This is a genomic window from Massilia sp. UMI-21 (assembly GCA_015277795.1).
Taxonomy (GTDB): domain Bacteria; phylum Pseudomonadota; class Gammaproteobacteria; order Burkholderiales; family Burkholderiaceae_D; genus Telluria.
Map to the genome: position 1 here is coordinate 1,874,906 of CP063848.1, position 15,949 is coordinate 1,890,854.

Here is a 15,949-nt window from a genome sequence, read left to right on the forward strand (position 1 = left end):
CACACGAGCCATAAAAGCAAGAAGCTTCTTGCCCCCTCCTCAGCCTGCTCACTTCTTATCAACAAGTACATAAGTACATGTCAATAACTGCATTGTTGGCGGAACAATCACTGAAGTCAAGCGGTTTTGGGACCCGGTTGCCAAATTTTCCACAGCAGAGCTAACGCGGCTCTTGATTTCGTCAATTGGATCGCCATCTGCGCATAAACCGGAAAACGCGTAACATGAAAGCACATGAGAACGAGCTGATGTTTACGCTTGGCACAGACTTTGAAAGCATTAGAATACGCCCATGGCTACGAAGCATGACACCGAACAGCTGCTGGAGCGGCAGACCGTAAAACCGCCACCGTTATACCAGGTGGCGTTGCTGAACGACGACTACACGCCGATGGAATTCGTGGTCGCGATCATCCAGGAGTACTTCAACAAGGATCGCGAGACGGCGACCCAGATCATGCTTTCCGTGCATCAGCATGGCAAGGGCGTCTGCGGGGTGTTTTCCAAAGATATAGCGTGTACCAAAGTGGAGTTTGTCTTAACGCATGCGCGTAAGGCAGGGCATCCCCTGCAATGCGTGATGGAGGAAGTATGATTGCGCAGGAACTTGAAGTATCCCTACACATGGCCTTTGTCGAAGCCCGCCAGGCCCGCCACGAGTTCATCACCGTGGAGCACCTGCTGCTGGCCCTGCTCGACAATCCATCAGCCGCCGAAGTCCTGCGTGCGTGCGCGGTCAATATCGAAGACCTGCGCAAGACCTTGACTAATTTTATCGGTGATAACACCCCGACCGTGCCCGGCACGGGCGAGGTGGACACCCAGCCGACGCTCGGTTTCCAGCGCGTGATCCAGCGTGCGATCATGCACGTGCAGTCGGCCTCGAACGGCAAGAAGGAAGTGACCGGCGCCAACGTGCTGGTGGCGATCTTCGGCGAGAAGGACTCGCACGCCGTCTATTACCTGCACCAGCAGGGCGTGACCCGTCTCGACGTGGTCAACTTCATCTCGCACGGCGTGCGCAAGGACCAGCAGCTCGACACCAGCAAGGCGTCCGAGGGCGTGGAAGAAGCGCAGGTCGAAGGCCAGGCCAAGGAAAGCCCGCTCGACCAGTTCACCCAGAACCTGAACAAGTCGGCCGCCGACGGCAAGATCGATCCGCTGATCGGCCGCGAGGACGAAGTCGACCGCGTGATCCAGATCCTGTGCCGCCGCCGCAAGAACAATCCGCTGCTGGTGGGCGAGGCCGGTGTCGGCAAGACCGCCATCGCCGAAGGCCTGGCATGGCGCATCGTCCAGGAAGACGTGCCCGAGATCCTGCAGAACGCCGTCGTGTACTCGCTCGACATGGGCGCGCTGCTGGCCGGCACCAAGTACCGCGGCGACTTCGAGCAGCGCCTGAAGGCCGTGCTCAAGCAGCTCAAGGACACCCCGAACGGCATCCTGTTCATCGACGAGATCCACACGATCATCGGCGCCGGTTCGGCATCGGGCGGCACGCTGGATGCCTCGAACCTGCTCAAGCCGGCCCTGGCCAACGGCCAACTGAAGTGCATCGGCGCGACCACGTTCACGGAATTCCGCGGCGTGTTCGAGAAAGACCATGCGCTGTCCCGCCGCTTCCAGAAGGTCGACGTCAACGAACCCTCGGTCGAGCAGACCGTGGCGATCCTGCGCGGCCTGAAGTCGCGCTTCGAAGAGCACCACGGCGTGAAATATTCGGCCTCGGCCCTGTCGACCGCGGCCGAGCTGGCGGCGCGCTTCATCAACGACCGCCACCTGCCGGACAAGGCCATCGACGTGATCGACGAGGCGGGCGCGGCGCAGCGCATCCTGCCGAAATCGAAGCAGAAGAAGACCATCGGCAAGACCGAGATCGAGGACATCATCGCCAAGATCGCGCGGATTCCGCCGCAGACCGTCAACCAGGACGACCGCAGCAAGCTGCAGACCATCGACCGCGACCTGCGCAACGTGGTGTTCGGCCAGGATCCCGCCATCGACGCGCTGGCCTCGGCCATCAAGATGGCGCGCGCCGGCCTGGGCAAGACCGACAAGCCGATCGGCTCCTTCCTGTTCTCGGGTCCGACCGGGGTCGGCAAGACCGAGGTCGCCAAGCAGCTGGCCTTCATCCTGGGCATCGAGCTGGTGCGCTTCGACATGTCCGAGTACATGGAGCGCCACGCGGTGTCGCGCCTGATCGGTGCGCCGCCGGGCTACGTCGGCTTCGACCAGGGCGGCCTGCTGACCGAGGCCATCACCAAGAAGCCGCACGCGGTGCTGCTGCTGGACGAGATCGAAAAGGCCCATCCGGACATCTTCAACATCCTGCTGCAGGTGATGGACCATGGCACGCTGACCGACAACAACGGACGCAAGGCCGACTTCCGCAACGTGATCATCATCATGACCACCAATGCGGGCGCCGAAAGCCTGACCAAGCGCTCGGTGGGCTTCGTCGATTCGAAGGCGGCCGGCGACGAGATGGCCGACATCAAGCGCATGTTCACGCCGGAGTTCCGCAACCGCCTGGACGCGATCATCAGCTTCCGTGCGCTGGACGAGGACATCATCCTGCGCGTCGTGGACAAGTTCCTGATGCAGCTGGAAGAGCAGCTGCACGAGAAGAAGGTGGAAGCGATCTTCAGCGAGAAGCTGCGCAAGTTCCTCTCGAAGAAGGGCTTCGACCCGCTGATGGGCGCGCGCCCGATGTCGCGCCTGATCCAGGACATGATCCGCAAGGCGCTGGCCGACGAGCTGCTGTTCGGCCGCCTGGTCAACGGCGGCCGCGTGACGGTGGACCTGAACGAGAAGGACGACGTCATCCTGGAGTTCCCGGAAGGCGACATCCTGCCGCCGCCGGCGCCGCCCGAAACGGTCGAGATCGAATAAGCCTCGGTCGCCCAACAGAACCGCGCGTCAAGCGCGGTTTTTTTTTGCACGTATGCACATCGCACGCATCCTCCCGTGTGGCAAACTCTGCCGCTTGAGTAAACCTTGCCACCGCAACCATGACCGTGTCCCGCACCATCCTCGCGCATCTGCTGCTGCCTTCGCTGGCGCTGATCGGCAGCCAGGCCGCCGCCGCCGACCCATATTTCCGCTTCCCCGCCATCCGCGGCGACAACATCGTGTTCACGGCCGAAGGCGACCTGTGGCGCACCACGCTCGCGGGCGGCAAGGCCACCCGCCTGACCACCCATCCCGCCAGCGAGACCCAGGCCGCGATCTCGCATGACGGCAAGTACGTCGCCTTCGCCGCCTCCTACGAGGGCGCGCAGGAAGCCTATGTGATGCCGATCGAGGGCGGCCTGCCCAAGCGCGTCACCTTCGAGAACGGCGGCGTGACGGTGCTGGGCTGGACCGCGCAGGGCGAGGTGCTGGTCAGTACCGAAAATTCGGTGGGGCCGTCGAAACACCGTATCGTTGCCGCGCTCGACCCGGTCGGCATGGTGCGCCGCGTGCTGCCGCTGGCCGACGCCAACGACGCCGTGCTCAGCGACGACGGCCGCAGCGTGGTCTTCACGCGCATGGGCCTGTCGATGACCAACGATAACGTCAAGGCCTACCGCGGCGGCGCCCAGGCCCAGTTGTGGCGCTACGCGCTCGGCTCGAAGGGGGAAGCCGTGCGCCTGTTCCAGGACGACGGGGCCAACCACCGCCGCGCCATGTGGTGGCAGGGGCGCATCTACTTCATCAGCGACCTGGGAGGCGCCGACAACATCTGGTCCGCGCGCCCGGACGGCAGCGACCGCAAGCAGCACACGCATCACAAGGCATGGGACGTGCGCACCGCCTCGCTCGGCGACGGCCGCATCGCCTACCAGCTGGGCGCCGACCTGCGCGTGTTCGACATCGCCGCCGGCAGCGACACGCCCGTCAAGGCCAGCCTGCTCTCCGACTTCGACCAGCAGCGTACCCGCCGGGTGCGCTCGCCGCTGGCCGCGCTGACCAATATCGAGGTGGCCAACAAGGCCGAGCGCATCGTGCTGACCGCGCGCGGCAAGGTCACCATCGCCGGCACCGGCAGCTACCGGCGCGTCGAGATCGCCGTGCCGGACGGCGCGCGCGCCCGGTCCGCCGTGTTCAGCCACGACGACAAGTGGGTTTATGCTTTCGTCGACACCAGCGGCGAAAACGAGATCTGGCGCTACGCGGCGGACGGCTCGGGCCAGGGCGAGCGCCTGACCATCGACGGCGCCAGCCACCGTTCCGGGCTGTACCCGTCGCCGGACGGCAGGTGGCTGGCCCACACCGACAAGAAGGGCCGCACCTGGCTGCTCGACCTGCAGGCCAGGACCAATGTCATCATCGACGATGCGGAGCAGGTCGGCGCCGACCGTCCGGACCAGGTGGTGTGGTCGCCCGACAGCCGCAACCTGGCCTTTGTCCGCGTCGGCAGCAGCGAACAGCGCAACCAGATCGGCATGTACAACCTGGCCGGCAAGACCATGGCCTTTGTCACCACCGACCGCTACACGGCCGACTCGCCGGTATTCTCGCCGGACGGGAAGTGGCTGTACTTCCTGTCGTCGCGTCATTTCAACGTCGGCAATGCCGGCCCATGGGGCGATCGCAACATGGGCCCGGTGTTCGACCGCCGGGTCGGCATCTATGCGCTGGCGCTGCAGGCCGGCGTGCGCTTCCCGTTCAAGCCCGAGGACGAGCTGACCAAGCCCGAAGAAAAGTCGCCGGAAGCCGCGGCGCGCACCGCCGTGCAGACCCCGGGCAAGGACGAAGCCGACAAGACCGCCGCAGTGGCCGCGGCCGCGGCCGCGGCCGCCGCGGTCACGGCCGCGGAACCGAAATCCAGGACGCCGACCCCCGCCATCGACTACGCCGGCCTGCGTGAGCGCCTGTACGAAGTGCCGGTCGCGCCGGGCAACTACCGCGCGCTGGCGATCGACGACAAGCGCCTGTACATCCTCGAGTCCGACAACGGCCGCAGCGGCGTGCTCAAGACCCTGGAGATCGCGCGCAGCAGCCCGCAGCCGGAAGTGTTCGTGAACAATGTGCGCGAGTTTGGCCTCAGCACCGACCGCAAGCACGTCTTCTATCGCACTTTCCATGCCAGCGGCCCGGGCGAGATGCTGATCGTCGCCGCCGGCGCCAAGGCCCCGGCCGACCTGAGCAAGGCGCGCATCAAGATCGACGACTGGGCGATCAGCACCAATCCGCGCCTGGAGTGGACCCAGATGTTCAACGACGCCTGGCGCATGCACCGCGACTTCCTGTACGACGCCAATATGCGCGGCGTGGACTGGGTGGCCGTGCGCAAGCGCTATGCGCCGCTGGTCGAGCGCGTGACCGACCGCGCCGAGCTGGACGACGTGCTGGGCATGATGGTGGGCGAAGTGGGCGCGCTGCACTCGCAGATCCGGCCGGGCGACGTGCGCCGTGCCCAGGGCGAAGGCGTGCCCTCGAGCCTGGGCGCGGTGCTGTCGCGGGTGAGCGATGGCTTCCGCGTCGACCGGGTCTACCGCAGCGAGCCGGAGCTGCCGTCGGAGCGTGGTCCGCTGGCGGCACCGGACGTCGGCGTCAGGGAGGGCGACATCATCACGGCCGTCAACGGCAAGTCGCTCGTGGAAGCGCGCGACATCGCCGACCTGCTGCTCGACCAGGCCGACAAGCAGGTGCTGCTGCACGTGAAGAGCCCGGGCGCCAGGGCCGACAGCAAGGCGCGTCCGGTGATCGTCACCCCGGTATCGATGGCGCGCCACGCCAGCCTGCGCTACGCCGACTGGGAGCAGACCAGGGCGCAGCAGGCCGACCAGGCCTCGCAGGGCAGGATCGGCTACCTGCACCTGCGCGCGATGACGGCGCGCGACATCAATGCCTTCGCGCGCGACTTCTACGCCAACATCAACAAGGAAGGCCTGATCATCGACGTGCGCCGCAACAACGGCGGCAATATCGACAGCTGGATCATCGAGAAGCTGCTGCGCCGCTCGTGGGCCTTCTGGAGCGCGAACGGCAATCTGCCGCAGTCGAACATGCAGAACACCTTCCGCGGACACCTGGTGGTGCTGATGGACGAGCTGACCTATTCGGATGGCGAAACCTTCGCCGCCGGCGTCAAGGCCCTCAAGCTCGGCCCGCTGGTCGGCAAGCGCACCGCCGGCGCCGGGGTCTGGCTCAGCGACGGCAACGGCCTGCTCGACAACGGCATGGCGCGCGTCGCCGAATTCGGCCAGTTCGCGGCGGACGGCGACTGGCTGATCGAAGGCGTGGGCGTGACGCCGGACGTCGAGGTCGACAACCTGCCGCACGAGACCTTCGAGGGCCGCGACCGCCAGCTGGAAGTGGCCATTGAACTGCTCGAGAAGAAGATGAAGGAGCAGCCGGTCAAGCCCTGGAAGCCGGCGGCGATCCCGGCGCTCGCGCGTTCGGCGCCCTGAGCCTGACCCTGGCGCGGCGCGATGTCATGCAAATTCATCGCGCCGTCATATTTAATTTCTAAACTGCAAGTATCCGATCCACTCCGATACCTGCAATGCGCCTCCCTTCGCCCCAGACCGGCACCAAGATTCTCGCTTCCTTCGGCATCGTCTCCCTCCTGCTGATCCTCATCTCGGCCGTGGCGCTGTGGCGCATGCAGGCCAACGACGCCCTGACGACCGACCTGGTCGACGACAAGCTGGCCAAGCAGCAGCTCACCTCGGACCTGCTCGGCCTCGAACGCCTGAACGGCTCGCGCACGCTGGCCATCGGGCGCAGCGACAGCCTCGAACTGGCCGACTACTTCGGTGGCCAGCTGGCGAGCGGCGAGAACAGCGTGCGCCAACTCGAAGCGAAGCTGGACAAGCTGCCGCGCTCGCCCCGCGAAGCCGCCCTGATCGCACAGGCGCGCCGGGACAAGGCGGCGCTGGCGCAGGTGCAGGATGCGCTGTTCCAGGCCAAGGAGTACGGCCAGACCCAGGTGGTCGAGCAGCTCGTCGGCGGCGACTGGGCGCGTCGCCACGAGGCCTACACCGGCGCGCTGGAGGCGCTGCTGGCCCACGAGACCGACGAGGCGCATCGGCTGGCCGCGCAATCGGGCGCGGCATCGCGTTTCGGAAAAGCGCTGGTGCTGGCGCTCGGTCTCGGTGCACTCGGGGTCGGCGCGCTGCTGGCGTGGGTGCTGACCCGCAACATCGTCGGCCCCTTGCAGCAGGCGGTCGCGCTTGCCGAGCAGGTGGCCAAGGGCGACCTGCGCCCCACGATCCGCCACCGGCGCGGCGACGAAATCGGCCGCCTGTTCGACGCCCTGAACGGCATGACCGGCGGCGTGTCCGCCACCGTCTCCCAGGTGCTGGACGGCGCCCGCGCGATCGATGCCGTGTCCGGGGAAATCGCCGACGGCAACCACGACCTGTCGCACCGCACCGAGCGCCAGGCGGCGCGCCTGCGCCAGACCGTGGGCGCGATGGAGGAGCTCAGCGAGGCGATCGCCCGCAACAACGCCAGCGCCAGGGCCGCGCATGCCCAGGCCCGGTCGGCGTCCAACGTCGCCACCCGCAGCGCACAGGCGGTCGAGCAGCTGGTGGCGCGCATGGCGGTCATCAAGGCCTCGGCCGACCGGGTGGTCGACATCACCGGCATGATCGACAGCATCGCCTTCCAGACCAATATCCTGGCGCTGAACGCGGCGGTGGAAGCGGCGCGCGCCGGCACCGAAGGGCGCGGCTTCGCGGTGGTGGCGGCCGAGGTGCGCAGCCTGGCCCAGCACTCGGCCACGGCGGCGCGCGAAATCAAGAAGCTGATCGGCGCATCGCACGAGGAAATCGCCGCCGGCACCGACATCGCCGGCGCCGCGGGCGAGACCATGCGCGCGGTGCTGGAACACGTGCACGACGTGGCCGACCTGCTCGACACCATCGACGGCGCCAGCGCCGAGCAGGCCGGCGGCGTGGCCCAGGTCAGCCAGGCGATCGCCGAGATGGACGAGTCCACCCGGCAGAACGCCGCGATGGTCGAGCAGGCGGCAAGCGCGGCGCAATCGATGCGCCAGCAGGCGGCCGCGCTGTCGGAACTGGTCGCCACCTTCAAGCTGCGCGCGGCGCCCGAGCAGCGCCGCGCCCTGGCCGCCACCTGAGCCGGCGGGCAGGTGGCGAACGGCAGGCGGTAAACTGGATGCGGGCGGCTTGCTGTATCATCCCGCACCTGAAAACGAAAGCCGCACATGCTCACCATTACCATCAAACAGGGCAAGGAAGCCGGCCTGCTGGCCGGCGACCCCTGGATCTACCTCTCCGCCATCGACAAGGTCGAAGGCAAGCCCATCGAGCGCAACAAGCAGGGCGCCACCGCGATCGTGCAGTCCTCGTCGCGCCGCTTCCTGGCGCGCGCCGCCTACAACGCCAAATCGCAGATCGCCGCGCGGGTCTGGACCCTGCGCGAGGACGAGCCGGTCGACCATGCGCTGATCAAGCGGCGCGTGCAGGCTGCCGTGCAGGGGCGCGCCGCCGCGCTCCGGGACGCCGATCCGCAAGCACTGGTCCAGCTGGTCGATGGGGAGCGGGACGGCTTGCCGGGCCTGCTGGTGCACAGCTACGGCGGTGCGGGCGGCTACCTGGTCTGCCAGTTCAACGCCGCCGGCGTCGACCTGTGGAAGGTGCCGGTCGTGCAGGCGCTGATCAAGGCGACCGGCTGCCCGAATGTGTACGAGCGCGCCGACGAACTGGTGCGCAAGGCCGAAGGCCTGCCCCTGACGCGGCGCGTGCTGGCCGGGGAAGAACCGCCCCAGCGCCTGACGGTGCGCGAAAGCGGGCGGCTGGCGCCGATGGATATCCGTACCGGCTTTATCTATCCGCGCTGACGGCTAAGGCGGATGCATGCGCCCGGCATAATCATGCGGGATTGCATTGATAATCTGCAAAAATTCTCTCATTATCGGCCAGGCGCCAGGAATCCTCCTGACGCTCCACCGAACCGAGGGAAGCAATGAAACGATTTTTCGCCGTAGTCTGCGCGCTGGGCATGTTCGTGCTGGCACCGCACAGCGCATTCGCGCAGGACGCCAACGGCAAGCAGCAGATCGAACAGGTGATCGAGCGCTTTCGCAGCGCCATCATCAACAAGGACAGGGAAGGCTTCCTGAAGCTGTTCCTGAAGGACGACATCACCTGGGCCGGGGTGACCCAGGATGCCAGCATCGAACGGCTCTACGCGACGCGGCCGGATCCGGCCTTGCGGCGCCCGGACAAACTATTCAGCAGCAACCCGCGTGCGTTCATCGACATGATCGTCCGGGACAAGGCGCGCAACGAAGAAACCATCTCGCAGGTGCGCATCGACAGTGACGGCGACGTGGCCCAGGTCTGGTTCGACTACAGCTTCCTGGAAGGCGGCCATAAGACGAACTGGGGCAAGGAAAGCTGGCAGATGGTGCGCACCGAGTCCGGCTGGAAGATCGCGGCGGTCGTGTGGTCCCAGGAATTCAACCCCGAGCCGCCGCCCGCCAGCGCCGGACACTGAGCCCGACACTGAGCCCGACACTGAGCGCCCCTTCGGTCAGCGCACGTCCAGCAGCTCGACGTCGAAGATCAGGTTGGCATTCGGCGGGATCGGGCCGGCGCCGCTGCTGCCGTAGCCCAGGCTGGCCGGAATGATGAGGGTGCGCTTGCCGCCCACTTTCATGCCCGCGACGCCCGCATCCCAGCCGGGAATGACCTGGCCGCCGCCCAGCGTGAAGCTGAAGGGCTCGCGTCCGCTGGAGGAGTCGAACTGGGCGCCGCGCTTCGATTCGGTATCGGGCGCATACAGCCATCCGGTGTAGTGGACGACGACGGTGGCGCCATTGGTAGCTTCCTTGCCGGTGCCGGCGACGGTGTCGATCGTCTGCATCTTGATCGTGTCGGTCGAGCTTGCGGCCGCTTGCGGTGCTTCGGTGCGTTTGCAGCCGGTAGCGGCCAGTGCCAGGGTCATGCCGAGGATGCAGGTGGAGATCAGCTGTTTCAAGGTCGTCTTTCGTAATGGGTTGAAATTCGGGCTTGCCACAGTATACATTGCAGTGCGCGCAGGGCTGGGAATTGTCGCTCCCATGGTCTACAGTATGAAGAGACCTCGTGCAGCCCGCCCATCGCCACGGCTGCAGGCAAGCCAGGCACGACAGCCCATGGTAGCGAACCAGCCCGGATTTCTCTTTGCCACCGGCATCGAGAGCAGCATCCCGACCATCGACGGCGGCAGGGTGCGCATGGACGAGATGGAAAAATGCGGCCACTACCGCCACTGGCGGCGCGACTTCGACCTGGTGCAGGATATCGGCATCCGTTTCCTGCGCTATGGCCCGCCGCTGCACACCACGCTGGTCGGCGCGGGGTGCTACGACTGGTCGTTTGCCGACGAGGTGTTCCCCGACCTGCGCCGCCGCGGCCTGGTCCCGATCGTCGACCTGTGCCACTTCGGCCTGCCCGATTTTCTCGGCGACTTCCAGAACCCGGATTTTCCCGACCTGTTCGGCAACTACGCGCGCGCGTTCGCCCAGCGTTTCCCCTGGGTCCAGCTGTACACGCCGGTGAACGAGATGTCGGTCAGCGCCTTGTTCTCCGCCCTGTACGGCTGGTGGAACGAGCAGATGCGCAGCGACCGGGCCTACGTGACCGCCCTCAAGCACATCGTGAAGGCGAACCTGCTGGCCATGCGCGCCATCCTCGAGGTGCGCCCGGACGCCTTGTTCGTCCAGAGCGAATCCAGCGAGTATTTCCACGCCACATCGCCGGCGGCGATCGAACTGGTGCAGACCATGAACGCCCGCCGCTTCCTGTCGCTGGACCTGAACTATGGCCGCCGTGTCGACTCCACCATGTACGAGTACCTGCTCGACAACGGGATGACGCGCGAGGAGTACCACTTCTTCCTGAACAACAACCTGAAGCATCACTGCATCATGGGCAACGACTACTACCAGACCAACGAGCACTTGGTGGCGGCGAACGGCTTGAGCACGTCTGCCGGCGAAATCTTCGGCTACGCGGTGATCACGCACCAGTACTACAACCGCTACCGGCTGCCCGTGATGCACACCGAGACCAATTGCTGCCAGGGCCCCTGCGGCGACGAGGCCGTCAAGTGGCTGCGCAAGGAGTGGGCCAACGTGCTCCGGGTCCGCAACAACGGCGTGCCCCTGGTCGGCTTCACCTGGTACTCGCTCACCGACCAGGTCGATTGGGACAGCGGCCTGCGCGAAAACAATGGCCACGTCAATGCCCTCGGCCTGGCCGACCTCGATCGCAAGCTGCGCCCGGTCGGACTGGCCTACCGCGACCTGATCCGGGACTGGACCGAGGTGCTGCCGACCCAAAGCGTGTGCCTGCAGGTGCCGCTCTCGCTCGACCAGGATTATCCGGAGCTGTTCTGCGCTTGCGAGCCGCCGGACCCGCCCGACGCGACGGAAACCGCCGCGCCCGGAAATACGGAGTAGGGAGCGGCCGCAGGTGACTGGCAGGCAGGGCTCCCGCTCAGGCTTCAGATCGCCGCCAGCGCCCGGCGCAGGTCCTCGCGCTGGTCCTCCAGGTGCTCGATGCCCACCGACAGGCGGATCAGGCCGTCGCCGATGCCAAGCCGGGCGCGCTGCTCGGGCGGGATGCTGGCATGGGTCATCAGGGCAGGGTGCTCGATCAGGCTTTCCACGCCGCCCAGGCTTTCGGCCAGCGTGAACAGCTCGCAGCTTTCCAGGAAGCGCCGCGCACCCGCCAGGTCGGTGTCCAGGTCGATCGAGACGATGCCCCCGAAGCCGTTCATCTGGCGCCGCGCCAGCGCGTGCTGCGGGTGCGACTCCAGGCCCGGATAGAACACCTTGCGTACCTTCGGCTCGCGCTCGAGCCATTGCGCCAGCGCGAGCGCGTTGGCGCTGCTGCGCTCCACGCGCAGGGCCAGGGTCTTGATTCCGCGCAGCACCAGGAAGCTGTCGAAGGGGCCCTGGATCGCGCCCACCGCGTTCTGGATGAAGCCCAGCTGTTCGGCCAGCGCCGCATGGCGTTCTTCCCGCCCAAGCACCGCCACCCCGCCGATCACGTCGGAATGGCCGTTCATGTACTTGGTGGTCGAGTGCACCACGATGTCGAAGCCCAGCTCCAGCGGGCGCTGGACGATCGGGCTGGCGAAGGTGTTGTCGCACGCGCTGATGATGCCGCGCGCCCGGCACAGACCGGCGATGGCGGCCAGGTCGGCCAGCTTGAGCATCGGGTTGGTCGGCGTCTCCACCCACACCAGCCTGGTCTCCGGCGTGAGCGCCCTGGCCAGGGCGTCGGGGTCGGTCAGGTCGGCATAGCTGAAGCGGTGGCCGGCGCTGTTGCGGCGCACCCGCTCGAACAGGCGGAAGCTGCCGCCGTACATGTCGTCGCCCGCCACGATGTGCGAGTTTGCCGGCAGCAGTTCCAACACCGCCGCGATCGCGGCCAGGCCCGAGGCGAAGGCGAAGGCGGCGCCGCCGCTTTCGATGTCGGCCACGCAGCGCTCCAGCGCCCAGCGCGTCGGATTGTGCGAGCGCCCGTAGTCCAGGCCCTTGTGCACCCCGGGGCTGTCCTGGCGGAAGGTCGAGGTGGCGAAGATCGGCGGCATCACGGCGCCGGTGCCCGGCTCGGGCGCCTGGCCGCCGTGGATCACGCGGGTGGCGAGGTGTTTCCTGGTCTCGGTCATGACAGGGTCCTTCGCAGATGGTTGAGCAGGTCGTAGCGGGTGATCAGGCCGTAGAAATGGTCCTCATCAAGGATCACGGCGGTGAGTCCATGGTCGAGGATCTCGCGCAGGTGCCCCATGCTGGCGCCCGGGGCCAGGGTCTGCAGCGTCGCGCTCATGGTGCTCGATACCGGGGCGCTGAAGTCGCCCCCCTTGCCGCTCACGTGCAGCAGCAGGTCGGATTCGTCGATCAGCCCGACCAGCCGGCCGCCAGCGCGCTCGCCATCGATCACCGGCAGCTGCTGCAGGTCGGCGTTGCGCATGCGGTTGAAGGCGGTCAGCAGGGTGTCGGTGGGGGCCACGGTGACCACTTCGCCCTGGTCGTAGCGGCGGCCGATCAGGTCGCGCAGGTCGCCCGTTCTAGGGCGCGTGATCAGGCCCTGGTCGACCATCCAGCCGTCGCTGTACACCTTGCTCAGGTAGCGGGTGCCGGTGTCGCACACGAAGCTGACCACGCGCTTGGGGCGGGTCTGCTCGCGGCAGTAGCGCAGGGCGGCGGCCAGCAGGGTGCCGGTGGAGGAGCCGCCCAGGATGCCTTCCTGCTGCAGCAGCAGGCGCGCGGTGTTGAAGCTTTCCTCGTCGGGAATGGTATAGGCCTGCTTCACGCGCGACAGGTCGGCGATGCCGGGGATGAAATCCTCGCCGATGCCTTCCACCGCCCACGAGCCGGCGTCCAGGCGCAGCACGCCCGTGTTGACGTAGTCGGCCAGGATCGAGCCCTTGGGGTCGGCCAGGATGAATTCGAGATTCGGCTGGGTCTTGCGGAAGTAGCGCGACAGGCCGGTGAGGGTGCCGGAGGAGCCGACGCCGACCATGATCGCATCGAGCCTGTGGTTGACCTGGTCCCAGATTTCCGGGCCGGTGGTGGTTTCGTGGGCACGCGGGTTGGCCGGGTTGTTGAACTGGTCGGCGAACCAGGCGCCGGGAATCTCCCTTGCCAGGCGCGCCGCGTAGTCCTGGTAGTACTCGGGATGGCCCTTGCCGACGTCGGAGCGCGTCAGGTGGATCTCGGCGCCGAGCGCCTTCAGGTGCAGGATCTTCTCGGCCGCCATCTTGTCGGGCACCACCAGCACCACGCGGTAGCCCTTGATGCGGGCCACCAGGGCCAGTCCCAGGCCGGTGTTGCCGGCGGTGGCCTCGACCACGGTGCCGCCGGGCGCCAGCAAGCCGTCGTGCTCGGCCTGCTCGATCATGGCGCGGCCGATCCGGTCCTTGATGGAGCCGCCGGGATTCTGGGATTCGAGTTTCAGGAACAGCTGGCAGGGACCGGTGTCGATCCGGGTAACTTCGATCAGCGGAGTGTCACCGATCAGGGAAAACAGTGCAGCTTGCGACGCATGTTGCATAGTGCCTCCGAAAGGCCGGGCGGGGCCCGGACGGTGCGCCGCGACAGGGTAAGGGACCGGAGCGGACGCTAGTCGAAGAGCTGGCGCTTGCTGGTATAAATGGGCGCCAGTCCATGTAAAAAAAACATGATACGGCGATAATCGGATGGCGTGTTGATGCAACAGGGTGGTGTTCCCGCAGGATGGACCACCCTACGACGCTTCACTGCGCAAGCGCCGCCACAGGGTCGTGCGGCTGATGCCCAGGTGCCGGGCGGCCGCGTCGCGCTGCCCGCCGAAGCGCGCCAGCACCGCGGCGACGCTTTCCGGCCCTGGCTTGGCCGTCGCCAGGGTGACCGTCTTGCCTAGCTCAGGTGCAATCGACAGCAAGAAACTCGGCGTCAGCGCCTGCAGCGGCTCGGCCGCCAGGAACAGCGCCAGCCGCTCCATCAGGTTGCGCAGTTCGCGCACGTTGCCGGGCCAGCCATACGCTTCCAGCAGCGCGCTGCAGGCCGCCATGTCGGCGTGCAGGTTCGGATGCGGCGCGGCGCCCAGCGCCGCCAGGGCGTTCTTGAGCGACCATTCGGCCAGGGGCAGGATGTCGACCGTCCGCTCGCGCAGCGGCGGCAGGCCCAGGCGCAGCACGGCCAGCCGGTAGAACAGGTCGGCGCGGAAGCGCCCCTCGCGCACGCGCGACTCCAGGTCGCAGTGGGTGGCGCTGATCACGCGCACCGCGATCGGCACCGGCCGCGTGCCGCCCACGCGCATCACTTCGCGCTCTTCCAGCACGCGCAGCAGGCGGGTCTGCAGGGCCAGGGGCATCTCGCCGATTTCGTCGAGGAACAGGGTGCCGCCGTCGGCCGCCTCGAACAGGCCGGCATGGCCGCCGCGGCGCGCGCCCGTGAACGCGCCTTCCTCGTGGCCGAACAGTTCGGATTCCAGCAGCGATTCGGCGATCGCGCCGCAGTTCACCGCCACGAACGGGCGGTTGGCGGTGCGCCCCGGGCCTTCGCGATGGATGGCCTGGGCCACCAGTTCCTTGCCGCTGCCGGTCTCGCCCTGGATCAGCACCGTGGCCGGCGAGCGCGCGTACAGCACCACGCCCTGGCGCAGCCGCTCCATGGCGCTCGACTCGCCGCGCAGGTCGTGCAGGCCGCGCCGGGCGCGCAGGGTGTCGGCGTCCGCGCGGCTGCCGCTGCGGCGGCCGCGGCCGCGGCCGTCTTCCAGCCGGGTCAGGCGCGCCGTCTCGAGCGCGTCGTCGAAGGCCTGGCGGATCGATGCGGCCGAGTACAGGAACACGCCGGTCAGGCCCGCTTCCTCGGCCAGGTCGGTGATCAGGCCGGCGCCGACGATCACCTCGACCCCGGCCGCCTTGAGCTCGTTGATGCCGGCGCGCGCGTCTTCCTCGGTGACGTAGGTGCGCTGCGCGATGGCGATGCCGAAGGTGTCCGCGAACTCGGCCAGTTCGCGCAGCGGCGCCTGGTGGCTGATCACGCCGATGCGCTTCGACACGCGGCGCGCGCGCGCCAGCGCCTGCATCACGTCGAAGCCGCTGGCCTTGGCCACCACCACCGGCACCGAGATCCGGCCCTTCAGGTAGGCCGCGTTCGAGCCGGCCGCGATCACCACATCGCAGTGCTCGGTCGCCAGGCGCTCGCGCAGGGTGCGCGCGGCCTCGTCGAAGCCCAGGTGCAGCGGTTCGATCGAGGCCAGGTGGTCGTACTCGAGGGTGATGTCGCGGAACAGGTCGGACAGGCGCGACACCGACACGGTCCAGATGACAGGCTTGTCCTTGCTGTCCTCGGGGGGGGAATGGCGGGCGGGGTTGCGTACGGCATAGCTCATGTTTCAAGTGTAGCCGATTCCCTGTGCAATGTTTCAGGCTGAAATACCGGCGCCGGCGTAAGCATCTGGTAAGGGCAGAGTCGTAGGATGAAGTCAGCCTGGCAGGTATGTACCCACGA

11 protein-coding genes are annotated in these 15,949 nt (G+C 67.2%); 7 read left to right on the forward strand and 4 right to left on the reverse strand.

Annotation, left to right across the window (positions count from 1 at the left end; translation table 11 throughout):
• Window positions 1–292: 292 nt before the first annotated feature.
• The 6 genes from clpS to IM543_08395 all read left to right on the forward strand — a co-directional run bounded on the left by clpS (window position 293) and on the right by IM543_08395 (window position 9,456).
• Window positions 293–595, forward strand: coding sequence for an ATP-dependent Clp protease adapter ClpS (gene clpS, locus IM543_08370; GenBank protein QOY95832.1), 303 nt, complete (start codon window positions 293–295; stop codon window positions 593–595).
• Window positions 592–2,892: an ATP-dependent Clp protease ATP-binding subunit ClpA gene (clpA, locus tag IM543_08375; GenBank protein QOY95833.1), complete on the forward strand. Its 2,301-nt coding sequence runs from the start codon at window positions 592–594 to the stop codon at window positions 2,890–2,892. Before clpS ends, clpA begins: the two co-directional genes overlap by 4 nt.
• A gap of 119 nt (window positions 2,893–3,011) precedes the next feature.
• Window positions 3,012–6,398, forward strand: a complete 3,387-nt coding sequence (locus tag IM543_08380) for a PD40 domain-containing protein (GenBank protein QOY95834.1) — start codon at window positions 3,012–3,014, stop codon at window positions 6,396–6,398.
• A 95-nt stretch (window positions 6,399–6,493) separates the two neighbouring features.
• Window positions 6,494–8,074 (forward strand): HAMP domain-containing protein, encoded by a 1,581-nt coding sequence (locus tag IM543_08385; GenBank protein ID QOY95835.1) that lies wholly within the window; start codon window positions 6,494–6,496, stop codon window positions 8,072–8,074.
• An 87-nt stretch (window positions 8,075–8,161) separates the two neighbouring features.
• Entirely contained in the window at window positions 8,162–8,797 is a 636-nt protein-coding gene (locus IM543_08390; protein QOY95836.1) for an SAM-dependent methyltransferase, read from the forward strand.
• 125 nt (window positions 8,798–8,922) lie between these two features.
• Entirely contained in the window at window positions 8,923–9,456 is a 534-nt protein-coding gene (locus tag IM543_08395) for a nuclear transport factor 2 family protein (protein QOY95837.1), read from the forward strand.
• Between the two features lie 36 nt (window positions 9,457–9,492).
• Here IM543_08395 and IM543_08400 read toward each other — a convergent pair whose 3' ends face one another.
• Entirely contained in the window at window positions 9,493–9,906 is a 414-nt protein-coding gene (locus IM543_08400; protein QOY96584.1) for an FKBP-type peptidyl-prolyl cis-trans isomerase, read from the reverse strand.
• Between the two features lie 190 nt (window positions 9,907–10,096).
• On the opposite strand from IM543_08400, the gene IM543_08405 reads away from it, so the two are divergent.
• Window positions 10,097–11,404 (forward strand): glycoside hydrolase family 1 protein, encoded by a 1,308-nt coding sequence (locus IM543_08405; protein ID QOY95838.1) that lies wholly within the window; start codon window positions 10,097–10,099, stop codon window positions 11,402–11,404.
• Window positions 11,405–11,448: 44 nt separating this feature from the next.
• Here IM543_08405 and IM543_08410 read toward each other — a convergent pair whose 3' ends face one another.
• The 3 genes from IM543_08410 to prpR form a co-directional block, all read right to left on the reverse strand.
• Window positions 11,449–12,621 (reverse strand): PLP-dependent transferase, encoded by a 1,173-nt coding sequence (locus IM543_08410; GenBank protein ID QOY95839.1) that lies wholly within the window; start codon window positions 12,619–12,621, stop codon window positions 11,449–11,451.
• Complete coding sequence (locus tag IM543_08415) at window positions 12,618–14,006, reverse strand: pyridoxal-phosphate dependent enzyme (protein QOY95840.1); 1,389 nt, start codon at window positions 14,004–14,006, stop codon at window positions 12,618–12,620. Before IM543_08415 ends, IM543_08410 begins: the two co-directional genes overlap by 4 nt.
• A gap of 192 nt (window positions 14,007–14,198) precedes the next feature.
• The gene (gene prpR / locus IM543_08420) at window positions 14,199–15,830 is read right to left on the reverse strand and encodes a propionate catabolism operon regulatory protein PrpR (protein ID QOY95841.1); all 1,632 of its coding nucleotides are present in this window, start codon (window positions 15,828–15,830) and stop codon (window positions 14,199–14,201) included.
• Between the last annotated feature and the right edge of the window lie 119 nt (window positions 15,831–15,949).

Excerpts from the sequence above, each read along its gene's own strand:
- clpS (QOY95832.1), top strand. The coding sequence starts at position 293 with ATGGCTACGAAGCATGACACCGAACAGCTGCTGGAGCGGCAGACCGTA.
- clpA (QOY95833.1), top strand. The coding sequence starts at position 592 with ATGATTGCGCAGGAACTTGAAGTATCCCTACACATGGCCTTTGTCGAA.
- IM543_08380 (QOY95834.1), top strand. The coding sequence starts at position 3,012 with ATGACCGTGTCCCGCACCATCCTCGCGCATCTGCTGCTGCCTTCGCTG.
- IM543_08385 (QOY95835.1), top strand. The coding sequence starts at position 6,494 with ATGCGCCTCCCTTCGCCCCAGACCGGCACCAAGATTCTCGCTTCCTTC.
- IM543_08390 (QOY95836.1), top strand. The coding sequence starts at position 8,162 with ATGCTCACCATTACCATCAAACAGGGCAAGGAAGCCGGCCTGCTGGCC.
- IM543_08395 (QOY95837.1), top strand. The coding sequence starts at position 8,923 with ATGAAACGATTTTTCGCCGTAGTCTGCGCGCTGGGCATGTTCGTGCTG.
- IM543_08400 (QOY96584.1), bottom strand. The coding sequence starts at position 9,906 with ATGACCCTGGCACTGGCCGCTACCGGCTGCAAACGCACCGAAGCACCG.
- IM543_08405 (QOY95838.1), top strand. The coding sequence starts at position 10,097 with ATGGTAGCGAACCAGCCCGGATTTCTCTTTGCCACCGGCATCGAGAGC.
- IM543_08410 (QOY95839.1), bottom strand. The coding sequence starts at position 12,621 with ATGACCGAGACCAGGAAACACCTCGCCACCCGCGTGATCCACGGCGGC.
- IM543_08415 (QOY95840.1), bottom strand. The coding sequence starts at position 14,006 with ATGCAACATGCGTCGCAAGCTGCACTGTTTTCCCTGATCGGTGACACT.
- prpR (QOY95841.1), bottom strand. The coding sequence starts at position 15,830 with ATGAGCTATGCCGTACGCAACCCCGCCCGCCATTCCCCCCCCGAGGAC.